Below are 15,444 nucleotides of genomic sequence, written 5' to 3' on the forward strand. Positions count from 1 at the left end.
CTTTTTGAGCGCCGTCGCACCGGGATGTTTCGAATCAGAACGGGGACCGTGATCGCGGTCCCCGTTCAAGCCTCGCTTAGCGCGACGCTTACCAATGGCGGCGGTGCCAGCGCCGGCGATGCCAGCCCCAGTGACGGCGGCGCCAACCCCAATGACGGTGATGGCCGTGCCAGTGCACCTGCTCCGGCTTCAACTGCGCGGCTTCATCGCTGCTCGTGACTGCGGGATGAGCGTCGGGATTGCCTTGCGGCTTGCTGGGATCACCGAGCGGCTGCGGCGCCAGCGGCGCGGCCTGTGCGGCGGTCGTGAACGCGGCAGCTCCGGCCGCGACACCGATTGCAAATTTCAAAAAGTTCCGGCGCTCCATGACTTCTTTCCTCTTGGACGGTCGTGCCAGTGATGCAGAGGAAGTGTCGCGGTGACGACATGAACCGAAGCTGAATCGCGCGTTCAGCTTCGTTGCGCAGGTGACGGGAGGATTCGCAGCGCGGTAAGCCCGATGCTCTATTTCCCGAACTCCTGCGCCAGCACCAGCAACTCGCGCGTGCGCGTCACGTCGGGCCAATCGCGCTTGAAATCCGCCACCAGCTGCGTCAGCGCATCGCCCTTCAGCATGGCGTGCAGCGCAGCCTCGCTCTCGAACTGATACATCGCCTGATGCAGTGAGGGATCGTCGAGGCTCCAGAACCGCCAGGCCTTAGCCGCACCGAACGCCTTCATCGCGTCGGGCAGATGTTCCGTCTCGTACCATCTATCGAAGGCGGCGCGCCTGCCGGCATCGGTGATGATGGCGCGGACGACGAAGAAGGCTGACGGCATCTGATTTTCCTCCTGTTGTTTGGGGTGAGACTAGCCGGTGGCGTCGCGGACAACAAAAAAGAGTGGCACCGGTGTCGGAATGTGCGCCCTTCGCTCGTCCTTTGCTTCGAACCAGGACACGGAGACAGCAAATGGCCGACCTCACCCTGACCACTTTCAATTGGGTTCCCGAACCACCGCGAGGCTGGGTGCGCGATCTTCGCGTGCGCTGGGCCCTGGAAGAAGCCGCCTTGCCCTATCGCGTCGCCAGCGTGCCGTTCGACGACCGCGGCGCTGCGCATCTCGCGCACCAGCCGTTCGGCCAGGTGCCATGGCTGACCGACGGCGACATCTCCATCTTCGAGACCGGCGCGATTCTGTTGCATCTTGGCGACCGCAGCGAGAAGCTGATGCCCAAAGACCCGCGCGGCCGCGCCGAGACGACGAAATGGGTATTCGCGGCGCTCAATTCGGTGGAGATGGCCAGCCTGCCTTGGGGAATGTCGAAGTTCATGGGACATCCGACCGACACGGCGGCCTGGAAATTCGTGGACGACTTCCTCAAGCTTCGGCTCAAGCATCTCGAGCCGGTGCTGGCGGCGCGCGAGTGGCTCACGGGCTCCTTCTCCGTCGCCGACATCTTGATGGCCGACGTGCTGCGCCTCGTCGATCATTTTGACGGGCTCACGGAGCATCCGGCCTGCCGCGCCTACGTCGCGCGCGCCACCGCCCGCCCGGCCTTCGCCAAGGCCCACGCCGACCAGATGGCGCATTTCGCTGCGGCGGACGCGGCGCGCTCGTAGCTCGTAGGGCGGATTAGCGAAGCGTAATCCGCCACTTCCCTATCCGATCAGGCAGACCTTGGTGGATTACGCTGTCGCTAATCCACCCTACGCATCGAACGTGATGCTCCGCACATAACTAACCCGACGGTGGCCGTAGGCTCACAGCCATCAAATCAACCCTGCGGAAGGTGACACATGGCCCGCATCGCATATCTCAGAGACCAGCTTGCCCGCGCCGAACGGCTGGCAAAGGCGATCCTCGACCGGCAAACCGCGGAACAGCTTCAGGCGTTTGCAGCCGAATGCCGCGAGGAGCTGCAGGTGCTGTCGCGCAGGGCTGCGGCGTAGGGCTGCTCGGTTACACGAGCTTCATCGGTGTTTCGGCGACCACGCGAAGGTCGATGCGGCTGATCAGTTGAGACCGAAGGGCCTCCGCGTCACCAATCGCGCTCTCCGTCTGCCGCAACGTGCTGACGTTCGAGCCAAGCGAGACGATCCCGCCGAGCACCAGCGCGATCGATCCTAGCGCGGCGGTCTGGCCCATCCCGAGCAAGCCGAGGATCGTGATCAGCAACAGCGCAGCCCCGCCACCGATCGCGAGCTTGGATGCCAGGATGTACTTCCGGCATCGCTCCGCGATCTCGGCCAAAGCCTCGATTCGCACTTCGATGTCTGAGATCTCGTCGGTCGGATCGTCTTCGGTCATTCGATTTGGATCGAGGATGCCAAGTCAGAAACAGAATCTGTAGCCCGCATGAGCGAAGTGACATGCGGGAGTTGGATGGAAAACCCGGATGTCGCTACGCTCATCCGGGCTACAAGTCCGCTTACAACGGCAAATTGTCGTGCTTCTTCGCCGGTGTTTCCACCTTCTTGTCCTTGAGCATCGACAGCGCGCGCGCGATCCGCTTGCGGGTCGAGTGCGGCATGATGACGTCGTCGATGTAGCCGCGCTCGGCGGCGATGAAGGGGGAGAGGAAGCGGTCTTCGTATTCCTTGGTGCGCGCGGCGATCTTGTCGGGGTCGCCGATGTCGGCGCGGAAGATGATTTCGACCGCGCCCTTGGCGCCCATCACCGCGATCTGGGCGGTCGGCCAGGCGTAATTCATGTCGGCGCCGATCTCCTTGGACGCCATGACGTCGAAGGCGCCGCCATAGGCCTTCCGGGTGATGATGGTGACCAGCGGCACGGTGCACTGCGAATACGCGAACAGCAGTTTCGCGCCGTGCTTGATCAGGCCGCCATATTCCTGCGCGGTGCCCGGCAGGAAGCCCGGCACGTCGACGAAGGTGACGATCGGGATGTTGAAGGCATCGCAGAAGCGAACGAAGCGTGCCGCCTTGCGCGAAGCGTCGGAGTCGAGCACGCCGGCCAGCACCATCGGCTGGTTGGCGACGAAGCCCACCGTGCGGCCGGCGATACGGCCGAAGCCGGTGACGATGTTCTTGGCAAAGGCATCCGCGATTTCGAAGAAGTCGCCCTCGTCCACGACCTTCAGGATCAGCTCCTTCATGTCGTAGGGCTTGTTCGGATTGTCGGGGATCAGCGTGTCGAGCGACATGTCGACGCGGCCGATGTCGTCGAAGCTCGGCCATTCCGGCACGCCGTCGGTGTTGTTCGACGGCAGGAAGTCGATCAGGCGCCGCATCTGCAGAAGCGTCTCGACGTCGTTCTCGAAGGCGCCGTCGGCGATCGAGGAGCGCGTGGCGTGCACCGAGGCGCCGCCGAGCTCTTCCGCCGTCACGACCTCGTTGGTGACGGTCTTCACCACGTCGGGGCCGGTGACGAACATGTAGCTGGTGTTCTTCACCATGAAGATGAAGTCGGTCATCGCAGGCGAATAGACGTCGCCGCCGGCGCAGGGGCCCATGATCACCGAGATCTGCGGGATCACGCCCGAGGCGAGCACGTTGCGGCGGAACACGTAGGAATAGCCGGCGAGCGCTGCGACGCCTTCCTGGATGCGGGCACCACCCGCGTCATAGAGGCCGATGATGGGCGCCCGCGCCTTCATCGCCATGTCCTGAAGCTTTGTGATCTTCAGCGCGTGTGTTTCCGACAGCGAGCCGCCGAACACGGTGAAGTCCTTGGCAAAGACAAACGTCTTGCGGCCGTTGACGGTGCCCCAGCCGGTGACGACGCCGTCGCCGGGCACCTTGTTCTTCTCCATGCTGAATTCGGTGGAGCGGTGCTCGACGAACATGTCGAATTCCTCGAACGATCCCTTGTCGAGCAAGAGCTCGATGCGCTCGCGCGCGGTCAGCTTGCCGCGGGCGTGCTGCGCCTCGATGCGCTTCTCCCCGCCGCCGAGCTTTGCGCCGGCGCGACGGTCTTCAAGGGCGTCCAGGATATTCTTCATTTGCTCCCGCCAGTTCTTAGCCTAAATGCGATTGCCGGGGGTTCTAACACGGCATTTTGCGGGCCGGGAAGCGGCTTTCGGTCCCGCAGGGCTGCCTTGCCGCAGCGGGAAAGCGCAAGGAATTTCAAAGTTTTGCCTGGGAGACGAGCATGACCGAAGGAGCGGCCGAGACCGGCGCGGCGACGGGCGGCGTCAACATCTTGCTGCGGCTGGAGGGCCTGACCCTGTTTGTGGGGATGGTGATGCTCTACTGGGCCTGGGACGGCTCATGGCTGGTGTTCGCACTGCTGTTCTTCGTCCCCGATCTCAGCTTCCTGGCATACCTGTCGGACGCCAAACTCGGCGCGATGGTCTACAACGCCGCCCACAGCTACATGGCGCCGGTCGCGCTGCTGACGCTCGGCTTCGGCCTCGCCTCGCCGCTCACCCTGTCCATCGCCTTGATCTGGCTCGCCCATATCGGCATCGACCGGGCGCTGGGCTACGGCCTGAAATATTCGGCCGGGTTCGGCTTTACCCATCTCGGCCGGATCGGCCGGCAGAAGGATACCTGACCCCACGCGCTGCCCGTAAATTTGGCGGCCCGCTCCGGTTGACCGGACCTGCCGATTCAGGCTTGCTCACGTTTACGATCAGGCGCCGAATGTTGCGTGAGCTCAGTCGGTACGGCGGCGGTCATCATTTCCGGCTGCAAGCATCACCCCATGTCCGCGACGGTCGTTCCCCTGCCGCCGAACTCGTCGTCCGAAACCACCGACTTCCTGCGGCGCATGGCCAGCATGGTGTCGGGGCGGAACGGCGAGATGCTGCTGCGCGCCGCCGCGCTGATCGAGTCGCTGACGCAACGGGCGATGTCGGCGGAACGCCTCTATCACCGGGAGCACGAAGAGAACACGCGCAACAGCGAGCTGCGCGAGGCCGGTGAGATGGCGTCCGACGCCATGGTCAAGCAAATTGACGCGCTGCGCAGCCAGCTTGCCGAGGTCACCGCGGCCGCAGCGGCCGAGCGCGCGGCATTCGATGCCGAGCGCGGCAAGCTGCTCGGCCTGATGCAGCACGCCGAGAGCCATATCGGCCAGCTCACAAGCGAGCTGGAAACGCTGCACGCCTCCGTCGACAGCTTCAACGAGACCGCAATCTCCGTGCCGATCGAGGTGCTGCGGCTGGCGCGCACCCAGTTCGATTTCCTCTCCGCCGGCTTTGCCCGCAAGGGCGACGTGATCTCGCAGGCGATGAGCGAGATTGGCGGTTTTGCGATCGACCAGGCGCTGACGGTGAAGAAGCCTGATCCCACCTGAGGCCCGCGCAATCACATTCACGATTGGGCGTCGTGCCCGGGCTTGTCCCGGGCATCCACGTGCTTGAAGCCGATGAGAAAGGTCGTGGATGGCCGGGACAAGCCCGGCCATGACGCGGGAGCGATCCGCCCGCATCAAATTGCCATCGCGCTAGACGCTTGCGTCGAGCTCGATCCGCATGTCGGCGGTAATCCAACGACTGCCGCCGAGTCGCGCAAGGCCGTGGAGGGATTTTTGCAAGCGCTGTTCAAGCTGGGGTAGCGCTGGGAAGCAGTTGGCCTTGAGAGCCGGCGTCGGCGCCACATACTCCGTCATTGCGAGCGAAGCGAAGCAATCCAGAATCTCGCCGCGGAGGCAGTCTGGATTGCTTCGTCGCAAGGGCTCCTCGCAATGACGGAGGCTACGGCTCGCCCGGCTTGAACGGCTCCTGCTTGTCCGGCGGCACGGTCTCCTCCGCCATTGCCAGCAACATCGCGACCATCACGTAATTGCCGGCGACCGCGGTGAGGTCGACGATCTGCTGGTCGTTGAAGACCTTCTTCGCGCGCGCATAGGTTTCGTCGCCGACCTTCCTGGCCGTGGTGAGCTCGGTGACGAAATCGTAGACCACGGCCTCGTCCTCGGCCATCTTCGACGGCCGCTTGTTGGCCTTCAGCTCCGCGATGATGTCGGGCGACAGACCCGCCTTCGCCGCGAGCGGCGCATGGGCGTACCACTCCACCTGGGAGCGCCATTGCCGCCCGATGATCAGGATCGCGAACTCGTTGAGTTTTGTCGGGACCGAGGTTTCCCAGCGCAGATAGTGGAACAGGTCGAACAGGCGCTGGCCGAGCACCGGGCTGCGGATCATCGGATTGTAGGGACCGCCGATGCCGACGCTCGAGACCTTCATGATCTGCTCGCCGAGCGGTTTCTGCTTGGCGTCGAGTTGGTCCATCGTGAGCTGCGGAAAGCGCGGCTCCTTGCTGGTGGCGGGACCGGCAAACATCGTGGCGGCGAGCCAGCCGCCTGCGGCGGCGAGTGTGAGCGACGACAGCCAGAGTGGCGTTGAGTTCATGTTGTCCCTCCCGGTTTTTCTTGACCGGAGGATGCTAGTCGAGCAACGCCAGCGCGGTAGCGCTAGATGGCGCCGATCTCGGCAAGGCAGGCTTGCGTCAGGGGCATGCGCTCGCCGACCAGACGCGGCTCCTTGCAGTCCATATTGAGCGCGAACACGGTGTGCGCTTCGCCCTTCTCGGCCCAGCCCACCATCCAGCCCAGCGACGGCTCCCCGCGCTCGGCGCCAAGCAGCCCGGACTTGGCGCGAATGACGCTATCGCCGACCTTGGTCACCGGCAGGATGTCAGCGACGAGATCCTGGCTGCGTTTGGAGATCGGCAGCGCGCGGCGGCGCAGCCTGTCGACGAAATCGACCTGCTCGACCGGATCGACACGCAAGGCGCCGGTGAGCCAGAACTGGTCGATGCCGCCGCCGATGTCGCGATTGCCGTAGTCGAACAGATCGACATACTTTTGCATGCGCTCTTGTCCGATCCGGCGCGCGATCTCCTGATAGACCGGCACCGCGCTGACGAGAATCGCGCTGCGCAGCGTGTGGTCCTTGTTCCAGGCCTCGATCGGACGCTTCACGCCATCCCAGGGAAATACGTCCTTGTCGGGGTCAGTGACCACGCCAGTCTCCAGCGCGATCAGCGAGTTCGGAATCTTGAAGGTCGAAGCCGGCAGCTTGGCTTCGCCCGAGCGTTCCTTGTCGCTCGCCACGATCAGATAGTCCTCGACCTTGTAGCCGACGAACGTCCCGGCCGTGCCGAGGTCGGTGAAGCGCTTTGCGAGGCTGTCACGGATCTCGTTGCGCGGCGGCGCGACATGGGCGAATGCACGCGATGGCAGGATCGCGGTTGCGGCGAGAAGACCGAGAGTCGAACGGCGGGTGAGCAAGAGCATTGTCCGTTGAACGATAAAATGGACCCCGACCATGAAGCCGTTATCGTGGTGAAACGATGACAGTTTATTTCTTGAGCATGATCTCTTCGGAAAACCGCTACACACTTTTCCGGAACATGCTCTACCGCCTGCCCGACAGCCGCAGCACGAACACGAGCACTTCGGCGACGGCCTTGTAGAGGTCGGGTGGGATCTCCTCGCCGAGTTCGACCTTGGACAGCGCACCGGCCAGGATCTCGTTCTCCTCGATCGGGATGTCGTTGGCCTTGGCGATCTCGACGATTTTTTCGCCGATCGTGCCCTTGCCCTTGGCCACGACGACGGGCGCGTTGCTGCCCTTCTCGTAATGGAGCGCAATCGCAAGCTTCGACGGGTCGCTCATGTGGCGCGATCCAGGAAGTGGCCGGCGCGGGCCGGCGCGGGCTGTGGCGGGGTGCCATCGCGGACCAGGATGTCGCCGGGCTTGAGCTCGGCCCTGGTCAGGGCCTGGTTGAGCTCACCGATTCCGGCGCGGAGCTGCTGTGCGGTCGCCGGCCGCTCCGCCCACATCCGCACGAAGGTCTTGTCGCCTTTGAGCGTAATCAAAGCGTGCACGGGGCCGGCCGGCTCGACATTGAGTGTGAAGCGCGCGCGCCAGGCGCGCCTGGCGGGATCGGCGGATTCATTGCCGCCGTCGCGCGAGATCTCGAACTGCGCCATTGCAGTGCCCTGCGGCGTTGCGAACGGAATCTCGAAATTCCACTGCGGCACGGTCGGATCGATCCTGTGACCGCTGGCGTCAGTGCGATCGGGGAGCGAAGCGACCTGGAGCAAGGTCTGGCGCGCGATCGCGGCATCGGTATCGTCGAGCAGGCGGTGCACTGTCGCGGCGAGCGGCGTATCCGGTACGAGTGACGGCGAGGCGATGGATTGCGACGACGGCAGCGCGCCGCGAATCGGCGGTGGCGTTGCGCGCGCGGCGGCTTCGAAAACATGTCCGTCGGGCACAGCCTTGTTCGAGCCCGGCACGTTCCCCATCATGCGCGGCAGGCTTTGTGTGATCTCTTGCAGGAGGCTCGCAGCAAGGCCCGCAGATATGGTTCGCGGCATCGCGGGTTGCGGCGCACCGCCAGCGATGTCAGCCAACACAGAGGCTGCGAGATTGGCGCTGCGCGGCATTTGCGGTGGTTGGGCGATCTCGGGTTCGGTTGCCGGCAATGCGGCCTGTGCAGCCTGCGTCTGCGCGGTCGTGACCTGCGGTGTTGCCCCGGTACCAGCTGGAAGGGTGGCACCTTGCGTCTGTGGCGCCGTATCGAGCGTTGCCAGCGTCTGCCGCAGCACCAGCAGCGCGGCTTTCAAATCCGGCATCGTGCCGGAGGACGGCGTCGCGCCTGCGGCGAGCGAGGCTTCGAAGAGCAGCCCGGACTTCTGGAAAGCGGACTCGATGTCGCCGCCTTCGAGTCCGGTGTTGAGCGGCGTCTGCTGCGCCAGCACGCCCAGCATCGCCTGCTTCAGCCCCGCCGGAAGATCGCCGCCGGTGACGACCGCGGCCAGATTGGCGAACAGCGGCGCCTGGCTCCCCTGCTTTGTGACCGCCTCGGCCGAAGCTGCGGTAACGGCGACCTGCTCCGATGGCGTCAGCACGTTGCGGACCGCGCTCGCTGACGGCACTAGCGACGGGCTGTCCACCAGCGAGGCCGCAGCCGGCGTCAGCGTGACCTGATCGGCGGCCGCCTCGCCTGCGCCGCCCATGACGGCGAGCCGGATGGTGCCGCCGTTCTGCGACACCGCAAGCTGGAGATTTTGGCCCGGTGTCAGCGCCACCTCGGACATCACATCCATCGAGAGGCTGGCGATCGCGATCCGCACCAGATTGTCGGCGAGCACGCTGACGACTCTTGCGTCGACCACGCTGCCGGCCTGCAGCACAAGATCGGGCGTCGCCGCATCAGCAACAGGGCTGGCGGCACTGACGGGAAGGATCGAGCTTATCGGCGTCGGCATCGCGAGGGGCCCAGGAGCACGGGCCACCCTAACGCCTGCGTCGTAAACCTCTCGTTAAGGACCTCCGACTGCGGGTGGCTTCACCGCAGTCAAAACCGCCACGGCAGCCTCGAAATCCCGCAGGCGGGCGGCGCGGCGGCCGGCCGCTTCCTCGTCCACGCCCCATTTCTCGGCGTTCCAGTCCTCATCGACATAGGCTGCCGCCCAGACCTGGTCGGCGTCGCGCACGCCATGGGCAAGCGCCAGCGCCAGCAGCGCCGAGCCGGTCAGGGTGGTGATCACGTGAAGGGCGGCGACCGACCAGGCATCACGGGGCAGCGCGTCGCGCGCGGCTCGGACAGCCTCATCCGGCTGCGTCACATGCATGATGCCTTCGGACAGGATGAAGTGCGCCCCCAGCGTCTCCGCCGCCCAGAACAGCACGGGATCCCAATGCGCGGCCTCGCGGGCGACAAGTCCCTCGGGATGGCCGGCGCGATAGAACAGCAGATCGGACTGGAGGTATTTTGCAAGGTCGTCCGTGACGAGATCGACGCGGTCGACGACACCCTCGACCACGCTGTTGGCGATCCGCGTCAGCGGCATGGTCATGGGCTTGATCGTCTCGTTCTGATCCGCCCATTCCGCAGCCACTGCATCGGCCAGCGCGCGCGAAGGGATGATCACTTGGCGGCCGGACGGCGTGCGGATCGGCTTGCCGTCGAGGGTGATGGCGAAACCGTCCTCAGCCTCGGCCACCCCCGCCTCCTTGTAGAAGCGCTTGCGCAACGGCACGCGCGCGGCCTGGCGGACCAATTCCTGCGGATCAAGCGGGGATCGCCCCGCAGCTTCATCGAACAATTCGCGCATCTGGTTTTCGGCCCTGATCACTCAATGCTAGGCTTGTAAGGTAAGAGTTGCGACCGATAAAGCGAGCGGCAGGTATGAGGGAACTTGCGGGCATTTTGGCTCTGTTCGCCGGGTTTTGGCTGGCCGCTGCGCAGGCCGGCTTTCGGACTCCGGAATCGGTGGTCCGCAACGTCTACGCCCATTACGGCGAGGGCGCGCCGGAGCTCTCAAAAGGCCTCCCGCGGGATGCCGCCACCGCCCGGCAATTCTTCGACCCCTCCTTGCGCAAGGTGTGGTCCGCGCCGCGGGTCGCGCCCTACGATTTCCTGGTGCAGAGCCCGAGCTGGAAGCTCGGCCCCGTCGCGATCGCGGTCATTCGCAGGCAATACGACAAGACCTATGTCGCGGCGAATTTCGACAATCGCGGCCGGCCGGTGACTCTGAACTTTATACTGGTCAGCGGGCCCGAGGGCTGGTTGATCACAGATGTCGAGAGCCCGCACGATAGCCTGCGGATGTTTCTGGAGCAGTTTCGGAATTGAGGGAGCTCCCGTCATTGCGAGCGTAGCGAAGCAATCCAGAGTCTCACCGAGGAGACAGTCTGGATTGCTTCGTCGCAAGAGCTCCTCGCAATGACGGCCTACTCTTCAGGCGCGTTCTCGATCGGATCAAATCTGGTTGCATCGAGCCCGAGCAAATTCCACGACTGCTGCATGTGCTGCGGCAAGGGCGCGGTGGCATCGATGAAACCGCCGCGTGGATGCGGGATGACGATGCGGCGCGCGAGCAAATGCAGCCGGTTTTGCAGGCCGCCCGGCAATTGCCAGTTCTCGATGTTGAAATATTTGGGATCGCCGACGATGGGGTGGCCGATATGTTCCATGTGGGCGCGCAGCTGGTGGGTGCGCCCGGTCACCGGCTTCAGCGACACCCAGGTCAGCTTGTTGCCGGCGGTTTCGACAACTGCATAGTAGGTCACCGCGTGGCTTGCGCCCTCGTCGCCATGCTGGGCGATGCGCATGATGGTGTCGTCCTCGCTCTCCTCTTTCGCCAGGAAGGTCGAGATGCGGCCCTGCTTCGGCTTCGGTAGGCCCGGCACCAGCGCCCAATAGGTTTTTCGCGCTGACCGCGAACGGAAAGCGCCGGTGAGATGCGAGGCGGCAAAGCGGGTCTTGGCGACCAGGAGACAGCCCGACGTCTCCCTGTCGATGCGGTGCACGAGGCGCGGCTTCTGGCCCTTGGAATCGCGCATCACCTCCAGCATCTGGTCGATGTGTCGCGTCATCCCCGAGCCGCCCTGCACGGCAAGTCCCGCCGGCTTGTTCAGCACGAGAACGTCGTCGTCCTCGTAAATCGTCATTTCCTTCAGCGCGGCAAGCGTCTTTTGCGCCGCCTCCGACTGCGGGTTGGGTGCCTTCGGCGTGTCGAGCTTCAGCGGCGGAATGCGCACGCTCTGGCCCTCCTCCAGCCGGTCCTTGCTGTCGACGCGCTTGCCGTCGACGCGCAGCTCGCCTTTACGAACGACGCGCTGGATGTGGGAGAACGACAGGCCGGGAAAGTGCGCTTCAAGGAAGCGGTCGACGCGCATATTATTCTCGTCGGCCGTCACCTTGACGGTCTGCACCTTGGTCGGCAGCAATGCCTCGACGGGAGGCTTTGCCGGCGCAGCCTTTTCCGGTTCGGCTTTGGGCGCGCGCCGCTCGACGCGCTCGCTCGCAAAGCGCGGCGGCTTCGCGCCCGGCTTGCCGCCCGGCCGCAGCCCAGCAGGTTTCGCGCTGCGCGCCTTGAACGGGCGCGCCTCCTTGCGCTCATCGCGCTCGCGGGGTTTTGGGTTCATTCTCTTGATGCGGCGGCTCATGCGATTTTTCCAAACGTTCGTATCGACTGTGTATCGGCGCGCCGGGGCAGTGACGCGACTTCCGCGCCAATCTGCTTCTCCGCCAGCCGCAGGTCATATTGCTGTTGCAGGTTCATTGCGGCGGCGCCTGGCACGAGCGAAGTCATACCAACTCGACTCGGAGTGTACGGCCAACCGCACTTGCGGCGCGTTGCAGTGTATCCAGCGTCACCGAGGGGGTCGCGGGGTCAAGGAGCCGATCGAGCTGACGACGACTGGTCTTCATGCGTTCGGCCATCGCCGTCTTCGTGATTCCCTGCGTCTTCATCGCCTCCGTCAATTGCTCAGCGATGAGCTCCTTGAGAGCACGCTCCTCACAAGTCCCAAGTATACCTTGCTCGGTAAGAAACTCGTCGAACGTTTCTTTGCTCACGTGCGCTTTGCTTTTCGTCATCACGTCACCTCTCGCCTGCGCTTCAGCGCAAGGTCAATATCCTGCTTTGGCGCCTTCTGCGTTTTCTTGATAAAGCCGTGAAGCAGGATCATCTGACCGTCTTCCAGACAGAAGATCACTCGCGCAATCCGGTTGCTGCCGAGATCACTTCAAACTTCCCACAATTCCTCCCCAGCGGGGCGCAATGCGGGCGTCCGATCGGACAACCGAATTCGACCTTCTGAATATCCTTCTCGAGAGTTCTTCGATCTTCAGAAGGCAAATCCAATATCCACTCGCGAACAGGATTCCGACCTGTCGAGCTAACGTAGAATCTCGCTGGAAGCTTCTTTCGTGCGATCGATCATTCGGCTGCGCTTGTGTGTCATTTTTGACACGTAAATGCAAGCGCCTTCTGGGGCCGCAGAACCTACTTCCCACCCCGCTCCTTCCGCAACTTCGCCCAATAATCCAGTCGCTTCCTGATCTCCCGCTCGAACCCGCGGTCGGGCGGGTCGTAGAAGGTCTGGCGGCCCAGGGCTTCCGGGAAGTAATCCTGGCCGGAGAAGGCGTCGGGGGCGTCATGGTCGTATTCGTAGGATGCGCCGTAGCCTTCCGACTTCATCAGCTTGGTCGGCGAGTTCAGGATATGTTTCGGCGGCAGCAGCGAGCCGGCCTGCTTTGCGACCTGCATCGCCTTGCCGAAGGCGGTGTAGACGGCATTCGATTTCGGCGCGGTGGCGAGATAGACCACGGCTTGCGCGATCGCGAGCTCGCCCTCGGGATGACCGAGGAAGTCGAAGGTGTCCTTGGCTGCGTTGGCGATGACCAGCGCCTGCGGATCGGCAAGCCCGATATCCTCGACCGCCATGCGCACGACGCGGCGGGCCAGAAACAGCGGGTCCTCGCCGGCGTCGAGCATGCGCGCGAGATAATACAGCGCGGCGTCGGGATCGGAGCCCCGCACCGACTTATGCAGCGCCGAGATCAAATTGTAATGGCCGTCGGCCGACTTGTCGTAGATGGGCGCGCGACGCTGCAATATTTCCTGCAACTGCGCGGCGTCGAAAATCTCGTCCTTGCGCGCGGCGCGCCAGACTTCCTCGGCGAGCGTCAGCGATGCGCGGCCGTCGCCATCGGCCATGCGCACCAGGACGGCGCGCGCTTCCTCGTCGAGCGGCAGCTTGCGGCCCTCGACCTCCTCGGCATGCCCAAACAGCTTTTCGATCGCGGCCGCGTCGAGCGAGCGAAACACCAGCACGCGCGCCCGGGACAGAAGCGCCGCGTTGAGCTCGAAGGAGGGATTTTCGGTGGTGGCGCCGACCATCACCACCGTGCCGTCTTCCATGACGGGCAGAAACGAATCCTGCTGGGCGCGGTTGAAGCGATGCACCTCGTCGACGAACAGCAGCGTGCCCTTGCCCATCTCGCGGCGTGCACGCGCGGCCTCAAAGGCCTTCTTCAAATCGGCGACCCCTGAGAACACCGCGGAGATCTGCTCGAAATGCAAATCGGTGGCGTCGGCGAGCAACCGCGCCACCGTGGTCTTGCCGGTGCCGGGCGGGCCCCAGAACACCAGCGAGCCCAGCGTGCGCGTCTCCAGCATGCGCGTCAGCGCGCCGTCCGGACCCAGGATGTGATCCTGGCCGACGACCTCCGAGAGCGCGCGCGGCCGCAGCCGATCCGGCAGCGGATGCGGAGCCTCGTGATCCAGCCCCGCCGCGGCGAAGAGGGTTGGCGTCTCCTGTGGTCGCTTCGGACTCATCCGCCCAGCGTGACGTTGATCTGCTGGCCGCCACGCACCAGCGTGATGCGCCAGATGCGCTGGCGCTCGGCCGCCGCCTTTTCGAGGTCGCTGGTCTTGCTGATCTTTTGGTTGTTGACGGCCAGGATGACATCGCCCTTCTGGAAGCCGACATTCGCGGCCGCGCTGTCGCCGCCGAGATCGGTGACCACGACGCCTTCGGTATCGGCGTCCAGATGCAGCTCGTCGGCGAGCGCCGGGGTAATGGTCGAGACCTTCGCGCCCTGGAGCGGCGAGCGCGCGGTGATGACGAGCTCGTTGCGGCCGGCATCGGGCGCGGCGTCCAGCGCCACCGTCAGCTTGACCGGCTTTCCGCCGCGCTGCACGTCGATCTGCGCCGTGCCGCCGAGCGGCCGTGTGGCGAAGCGATAGTCGAAGGCGTTGGGATCATCCACGGTCTGGCCGTCGATCGAGACGATCAGGTCGGAAGATTTCAGCCCGGCCTTGGCCGCCGGTCCGTTCGGAACGACGCTTGCGACCAGCGCACCGGTCGGCGAACGCAGGCCGAGACTCTCGGCGATCTCCGGCGTCACCGCCTGCAATTTCGCCCCTAACCAGGGCCGCTTGACCGCCTTGCCGCCCCCCTTGGCGGAGGCGACGACGACGCGCACCATGTTGGCGGGGATCGCGAAGCCGATGCCCTGCGAGCCGCCGGAGCGCGAATAGATCGCGGTGTTGATGCCCGCGAGCCTGCCGTTCATGTCCACCAACGCGCCGCCGGAATTGCCAGGATTGATCGCCGCGTCGGTCTGGATGAAGAACTGGTAGTCGGTGATACCGACCTGCGTGCGCGCCAAGGCCGAGATGATGCCGTGAGTCACGGTCTGGCCGACGCCGAAGGGATTGCCGATCGCCATCACGACGTCGCCTACCATCAGCTCGTCCGAATTGGTGAATTCGAGAGCCGGAAACTTCTCCTTGGTGTCCTTCAAACGCAGCACGGCCAGATCGCTGCGAGAGTCCTTCAGCACGATCTCGGCCTCGAACTCACGCTTGTCCGACAGCGACACCTTGACCTGGTCGGCGCCTTCGATGACGTGGACGTTGGTGACAACGAGCCCCGACGCATCGACGATCACGCCCGAACCGAGCGAGCGCTGCACCTGCTCCTGCTGCTGGCCGGGCACGCCGAAGAAGCGGCGGAAGATCGGGTCGTCGAGCAGCGGGTTGCGATTCTGCACCACCTTGGCGGCATAGACGTTGACGACCGCCGGCTGCACCCGCTGCACGATCGGCGCATAGGACAGCCGCAGTTCGGCGGGCGAGGACGGCACACGGCGGTCCTGCGCGGCGGCCGGATTGAAGTTGGCCGAAAAGGCTATGCACAGTGCCGTGACGACGGCGGTCCAGGTCGATCGAAACATTCCTACCTCT

The 15,444-nt window shown here is 64.5% G+C and carries 20 protein-coding genes and 1 pseudogene; 6 read left to right on the forward strand and 15 right to left on the reverse strand.

The genetic code is table 11. The annotated features are described in order from the left end of the window. Positions 1 to 88 precede the first annotated feature (88 nt). Both AC0L20_RS04050 and AC0L20_RS04055 read right to left on the reverse strand, forming a co-directional pair. On the reverse strand, positions 89 to 367 hold the full coding sequence (locus AC0L20_RS04050; protein ID WP_247287003.1) for a twin-arginine translocation signal domain-containing protein: 279 nt from the start codon (positions 365 to 367) through the stop codon (positions 89 to 91). A gap of 137 nt (positions 368 to 504) precedes the next feature. Further along, on the reverse strand, positions 505 to 819 hold the full coding sequence (locus AC0L20_RS04055) for a hypothetical protein (protein WP_473287541.1): 315 nt from the start codon (positions 817 to 819) through the stop codon (positions 505 to 507). Between the two features lie 131 nt (positions 820 to 950). On the opposite strand from AC0L20_RS04055, the gene AC0L20_RS04060 reads away from it, so the two are divergent. Together AC0L20_RS04060 and AC0L20_RS04065 are read left to right on the forward strand one after the other, a co-directional pair. After that, complete coding sequence (locus tag AC0L20_RS04060) at positions 951 to 1,601, forward strand: glutathione S-transferase family protein (RefSeq protein WP_473287542.1); 651 nt, start codon at positions 951 to 953, stop codon at positions 1,599 to 1,601. Positions 1,602 to 1,778: 177 nt separating this feature from the next. After that, entirely contained in the window at positions 1,779 to 1,931 is a 153-nt protein-coding gene (locus AC0L20_RS04065; protein WP_018456483.1) for a hypothetical protein, read from the forward strand. A gap of 10 nt (positions 1,932 to 1,941) precedes the next feature. Here AC0L20_RS04065 and AC0L20_RS04070 read toward each other — a convergent pair whose 3' ends face one another. Continuing rightward, positions 1,942 to 2,289: a hypothetical protein gene (locus AC0L20_RS04070; protein WP_473287543.1), complete on the reverse strand. Its 348-nt coding sequence runs from the start codon at positions 2,287 to 2,289 to the stop codon at positions 1,942 to 1,944. A 121-nt stretch (positions 2,290 to 2,410) separates the two neighbouring features. Next, a complete protein-coding gene (locus tag AC0L20_RS04075; protein WP_456769453.1) occupies positions 2,411 to 3,943 on the reverse strand; it encodes an acyl-CoA carboxylase subunit beta in 1,533 nt (510 codons plus the stop codon). Positions 3,944 to 4,092: 149 nt separating this feature from the next. On the opposite strand from AC0L20_RS04075, the gene AC0L20_RS04080 reads away from it, so the two are divergent. The 3 genes and pseudogenes from AC0L20_RS04080 to AC0L20_RS04090 form a co-directional block, all read left to right on the forward strand. Then, on the forward strand, positions 4,093 to 4,497 hold the full coding sequence (locus tag AC0L20_RS04080) for a DUF4260 domain-containing protein (protein WP_027567473.1): 405 nt from the start codon (positions 4,093 to 4,095) through the stop codon (positions 4,495 to 4,497). Between the two features lie 150 nt (positions 4,498 to 4,647). Further along, a complete protein-coding gene (locus AC0L20_RS04085) occupies positions 4,648 to 5,241 on the forward strand; it encodes a hypothetical protein (protein WP_473287544.1) in 594 nt (197 codons plus the stop codon). Positions 5,242 to 5,394: 153 nt separating this feature from the next. Next, positions 5,395 to 5,502 (forward strand): annotated as a pseudogene (locus AC0L20_RS04090) (dienelactone hydrolase family protein); the annotation flags it as partial. A 139-nt stretch (positions 5,503 to 5,641) separates the two neighbouring features. Here the strand turns inward: AC0L20_RS04090 and AC0L20_RS04095 are convergent. The 5 genes from AC0L20_RS04095 to AC0L20_RS04115 form a co-directional block, all read right to left on the reverse strand. After that, entirely contained in the window at positions 5,642 to 6,298 is a 657-nt protein-coding gene (locus AC0L20_RS04095) for a carboxymuconolactone decarboxylase family protein (protein ID WP_473287545.1), read from the reverse strand. Positions 6,299 to 6,360: 62 nt separating this feature from the next. After that, positions 6,361 to 7,185: a penicillin-binding transpeptidase domain-containing protein gene (locus AC0L20_RS04100; protein WP_473287546.1), complete on the reverse strand. Its 825-nt coding sequence runs from the start codon at positions 7,183 to 7,185 to the stop codon at positions 6,361 to 6,363. 121 nt (positions 7,186 to 7,306) lie between these two features. Then, complete coding sequence (locus AC0L20_RS04105) at positions 7,307 to 7,567, reverse strand: EscU/YscU/HrcU family type III secretion system export apparatus switch protein (RefSeq protein ID WP_007603059.1); 261 nt, start codon at positions 7,565 to 7,567, stop codon at positions 7,307 to 7,309. Beyond that, entirely contained in the window at positions 7,564 to 9,168 is a 1,605-nt protein-coding gene (fliK, locus tag AC0L20_RS04110) for a flagellar hook-length control protein FliK (protein ID WP_473287547.1), read from the reverse strand. The genes AC0L20_RS04105 and fliK overlap by 4 nt, the downstream gene beginning before the upstream one ends. A 54-nt stretch (positions 9,169 to 9,222) precedes the next feature. Next, the gene (locus AC0L20_RS04115) at positions 9,223 to 10,017 is read right to left on the reverse strand and encodes an ATP12 family chaperone protein (RefSeq protein WP_473287548.1); all 795 of its coding nucleotides are present in this window, start codon (positions 10,015 to 10,017) and stop codon (positions 9,223 to 9,225) included. 74 nt (positions 10,018 to 10,091) lie between these two features. On the opposite strand from AC0L20_RS04115, the gene AC0L20_RS04120 reads away from it, so the two are divergent. Then, positions 10,092 to 10,538, forward strand: a complete 447-nt coding sequence (locus tag AC0L20_RS04120) for a hypothetical protein (protein WP_473287550.1) — start codon at positions 10,092 to 10,094, stop codon at positions 10,536 to 10,538. Between the two features lie 98 nt (positions 10,539 to 10,636). Here AC0L20_RS04120 and AC0L20_RS04125 read toward each other — a convergent pair whose 3' ends face one another. From AC0L20_RS04125 to AC0L20_RS04150, 6 genes are all read right to left on the reverse strand, one after another. Then, on the reverse strand, positions 10,637 to 11,854 hold the full coding sequence (locus tag AC0L20_RS04125) for an RluA family pseudouridine synthase (RefSeq protein ID WP_473287551.1): 1,218 nt from the start codon (positions 11,852 to 11,854) through the stop codon (positions 10,637 to 10,639). Next, complete coding sequence (locus AC0L20_RS04130) at positions 11,851 to 12,000, reverse strand: hypothetical protein (protein WP_473287552.1); 150 nt, start codon at positions 11,998 to 12,000, stop codon at positions 11,851 to 11,853. Before AC0L20_RS04130 ends, AC0L20_RS04125 begins: the two co-directional genes overlap by 4 nt. Next, positions 11,997 to 12,287 (reverse strand): helix-turn-helix domain-containing protein, encoded by a 291-nt coding sequence (locus AC0L20_RS04135; protein WP_247287015.1) that lies wholly within the window; start codon positions 12,285 to 12,287, stop codon positions 11,997 to 11,999. The genes AC0L20_RS04130 and AC0L20_RS04135 overlap by 4 nt, the downstream gene beginning before the upstream one ends. Continuing rightward, positions 12,287 to 12,379 carry a type II toxin-antitoxin system RelE/ParE family toxin gene (locus AC0L20_RS04140; protein WP_473287553.1) on the reverse strand — a complete coding sequence of 31 codons (93 nt, stop codon included), beginning with the start codon at positions 12,377 to 12,379 and terminating at the stop codon, positions 12,287 to 12,289. Before AC0L20_RS04140 ends, AC0L20_RS04135 begins: the two co-directional genes overlap by 1 nt. A 317-nt stretch (positions 12,380 to 12,696) precedes the next feature. Beyond that, positions 12,697 to 14,031, reverse strand: a complete 1,335-nt coding sequence (locus AC0L20_RS04145; protein ID WP_473287554.1) for a replication-associated recombination protein A — start codon at positions 14,029 to 14,031, stop codon at positions 12,697 to 12,699. Continuing rightward, entirely contained in the window at positions 14,028 to 15,434 is a 1,407-nt protein-coding gene (locus tag AC0L20_RS04150; RefSeq protein ID WP_204511508.1) for a DegQ family serine endoprotease, read from the reverse strand. Before AC0L20_RS04150 ends, AC0L20_RS04145 begins: the two co-directional genes overlap by 4 nt. Between the last annotated feature and the right edge of the window lie 10 nt (positions 15,435 to 15,444).

The organism is Bradyrhizobium sp. Kon58 (genome assembly GCF_055807455.1).

Coding starts and splice junctions, on each gene's coding strand:
- AC0L20_RS04055 (WP_473287541.1), bottom strand. CDS start 819: ATGCCGTCAGCCTTCTTCGTCGTCCGCGCCATCATCACCGATGCCGGC.
- AC0L20_RS04130 (WP_473287552.1), bottom strand. CDS start 12,000: ATGACTTCGCTCGTGCCAGGCGCCGCCGCAATGAACCTGCAACAGCAA.
- AC0L20_RS04085 (WP_473287544.1), top strand. CDS start 4,648: ATGTCCGCGACGGTCGTTCCCCTGCCGCCGAACTCGTCGTCCGAAACC.
- AC0L20_RS04150 (WP_204511508.1), bottom strand. CDS start 15,434: ATGTTTCGATCGACCTGGACCGCCGTCGTCACGGCACTGTGCATAGCC.
- AC0L20_RS04135 (WP_247287015.1), bottom strand. CDS start 12,287: ATGACGAAAAGCAAAGCGCACGTGAGCAAAGAAACGTTCGACGAGTTT.
- AC0L20_RS04105 (WP_007603059.1), bottom strand. CDS start 7,567: ATGAGCGACCCGTCGAAGCTTGCGATTGCGCTCCATTACGAGAAGGGC.
- AC0L20_RS04125 (WP_473287551.1), bottom strand. CDS start 11,854: ATGAGCCGCCGCATCAAGAGAATGAACCCAAAACCCCGCGAGCGCGAT.
- AC0L20_RS04095 (WP_473287545.1), bottom strand. CDS start 6,298: ATGAACTCAACGCCACTCTGGCTGTCGTCGCTCACACTCGCCGCCGCA.
- AC0L20_RS04100 (WP_473287546.1), bottom strand. CDS start 7,185: ATGCTCTTGCTCACCCGCCGTTCGACTCTCGGTCTTCTCGCCGCAACC.
- AC0L20_RS04120 (WP_473287550.1), top strand. CDS start 10,092: ATGAGGGAACTTGCGGGCATTTTGGCTCTGTTCGCCGGGTTTTGGCTG.
- fliK (WP_473287547.1), bottom strand. CDS start 9,168: ATGCCGACGCCGATAAGCTCGATCCTTCCCGTCAGTGCCGCCAGCCCT.
- AC0L20_RS04050 (WP_247287003.1), bottom strand. CDS start 367: ATGGAGCGCCGGAACTTTTTGAAATTTGCAATCGGTGTCGCGGCCGGA.
- AC0L20_RS04140 (WP_473287553.1), bottom strand. CDS start 12,379: ATGATCCTGCTTCACGGCTTTATCAAGAAAACGCAGAAGGCGCCAAAG.
- AC0L20_RS04145 (WP_473287554.1), bottom strand. CDS start 14,031: ATGAGTCCGAAGCGACCACAGGAGACGCCAACCCTCTTCGCCGCGGCG.
- AC0L20_RS04070 (WP_473287543.1), bottom strand. CDS start 2,289: ATGACCGAAGACGATCCGACCGACGAGATCTCAGACATCGAAGTGCGA.
- AC0L20_RS04075 (WP_456769453.1), bottom strand. CDS start 3,943: ATGAAGAATATCCTGGACGCCCTTGAAGACCGTCGCGCCGGCGCAAAG.
- AC0L20_RS04080 (WP_027567473.1), top strand. CDS start 4,093: ATGACCGAAGGAGCGGCCGAGACCGGCGCGGCGACGGGCGGCGTCAAC.
- AC0L20_RS04115 (WP_473287548.1), bottom strand. CDS start 10,017: ATGCGCGAATTGTTCGATGAAGCTGCGGGGCGATCCCCGCTTGATCCG.
- AC0L20_RS04060 (WP_473287542.1), top strand. CDS start 951: ATGGCCGACCTCACCCTGACCACTTTCAATTGGGTTCCCGAACCACCG.
- AC0L20_RS04065 (WP_018456483.1), top strand. CDS start 1,779: ATGGCCCGCATCGCATATCTCAGAGACCAGCTTGCCCGCGCCGAACGG.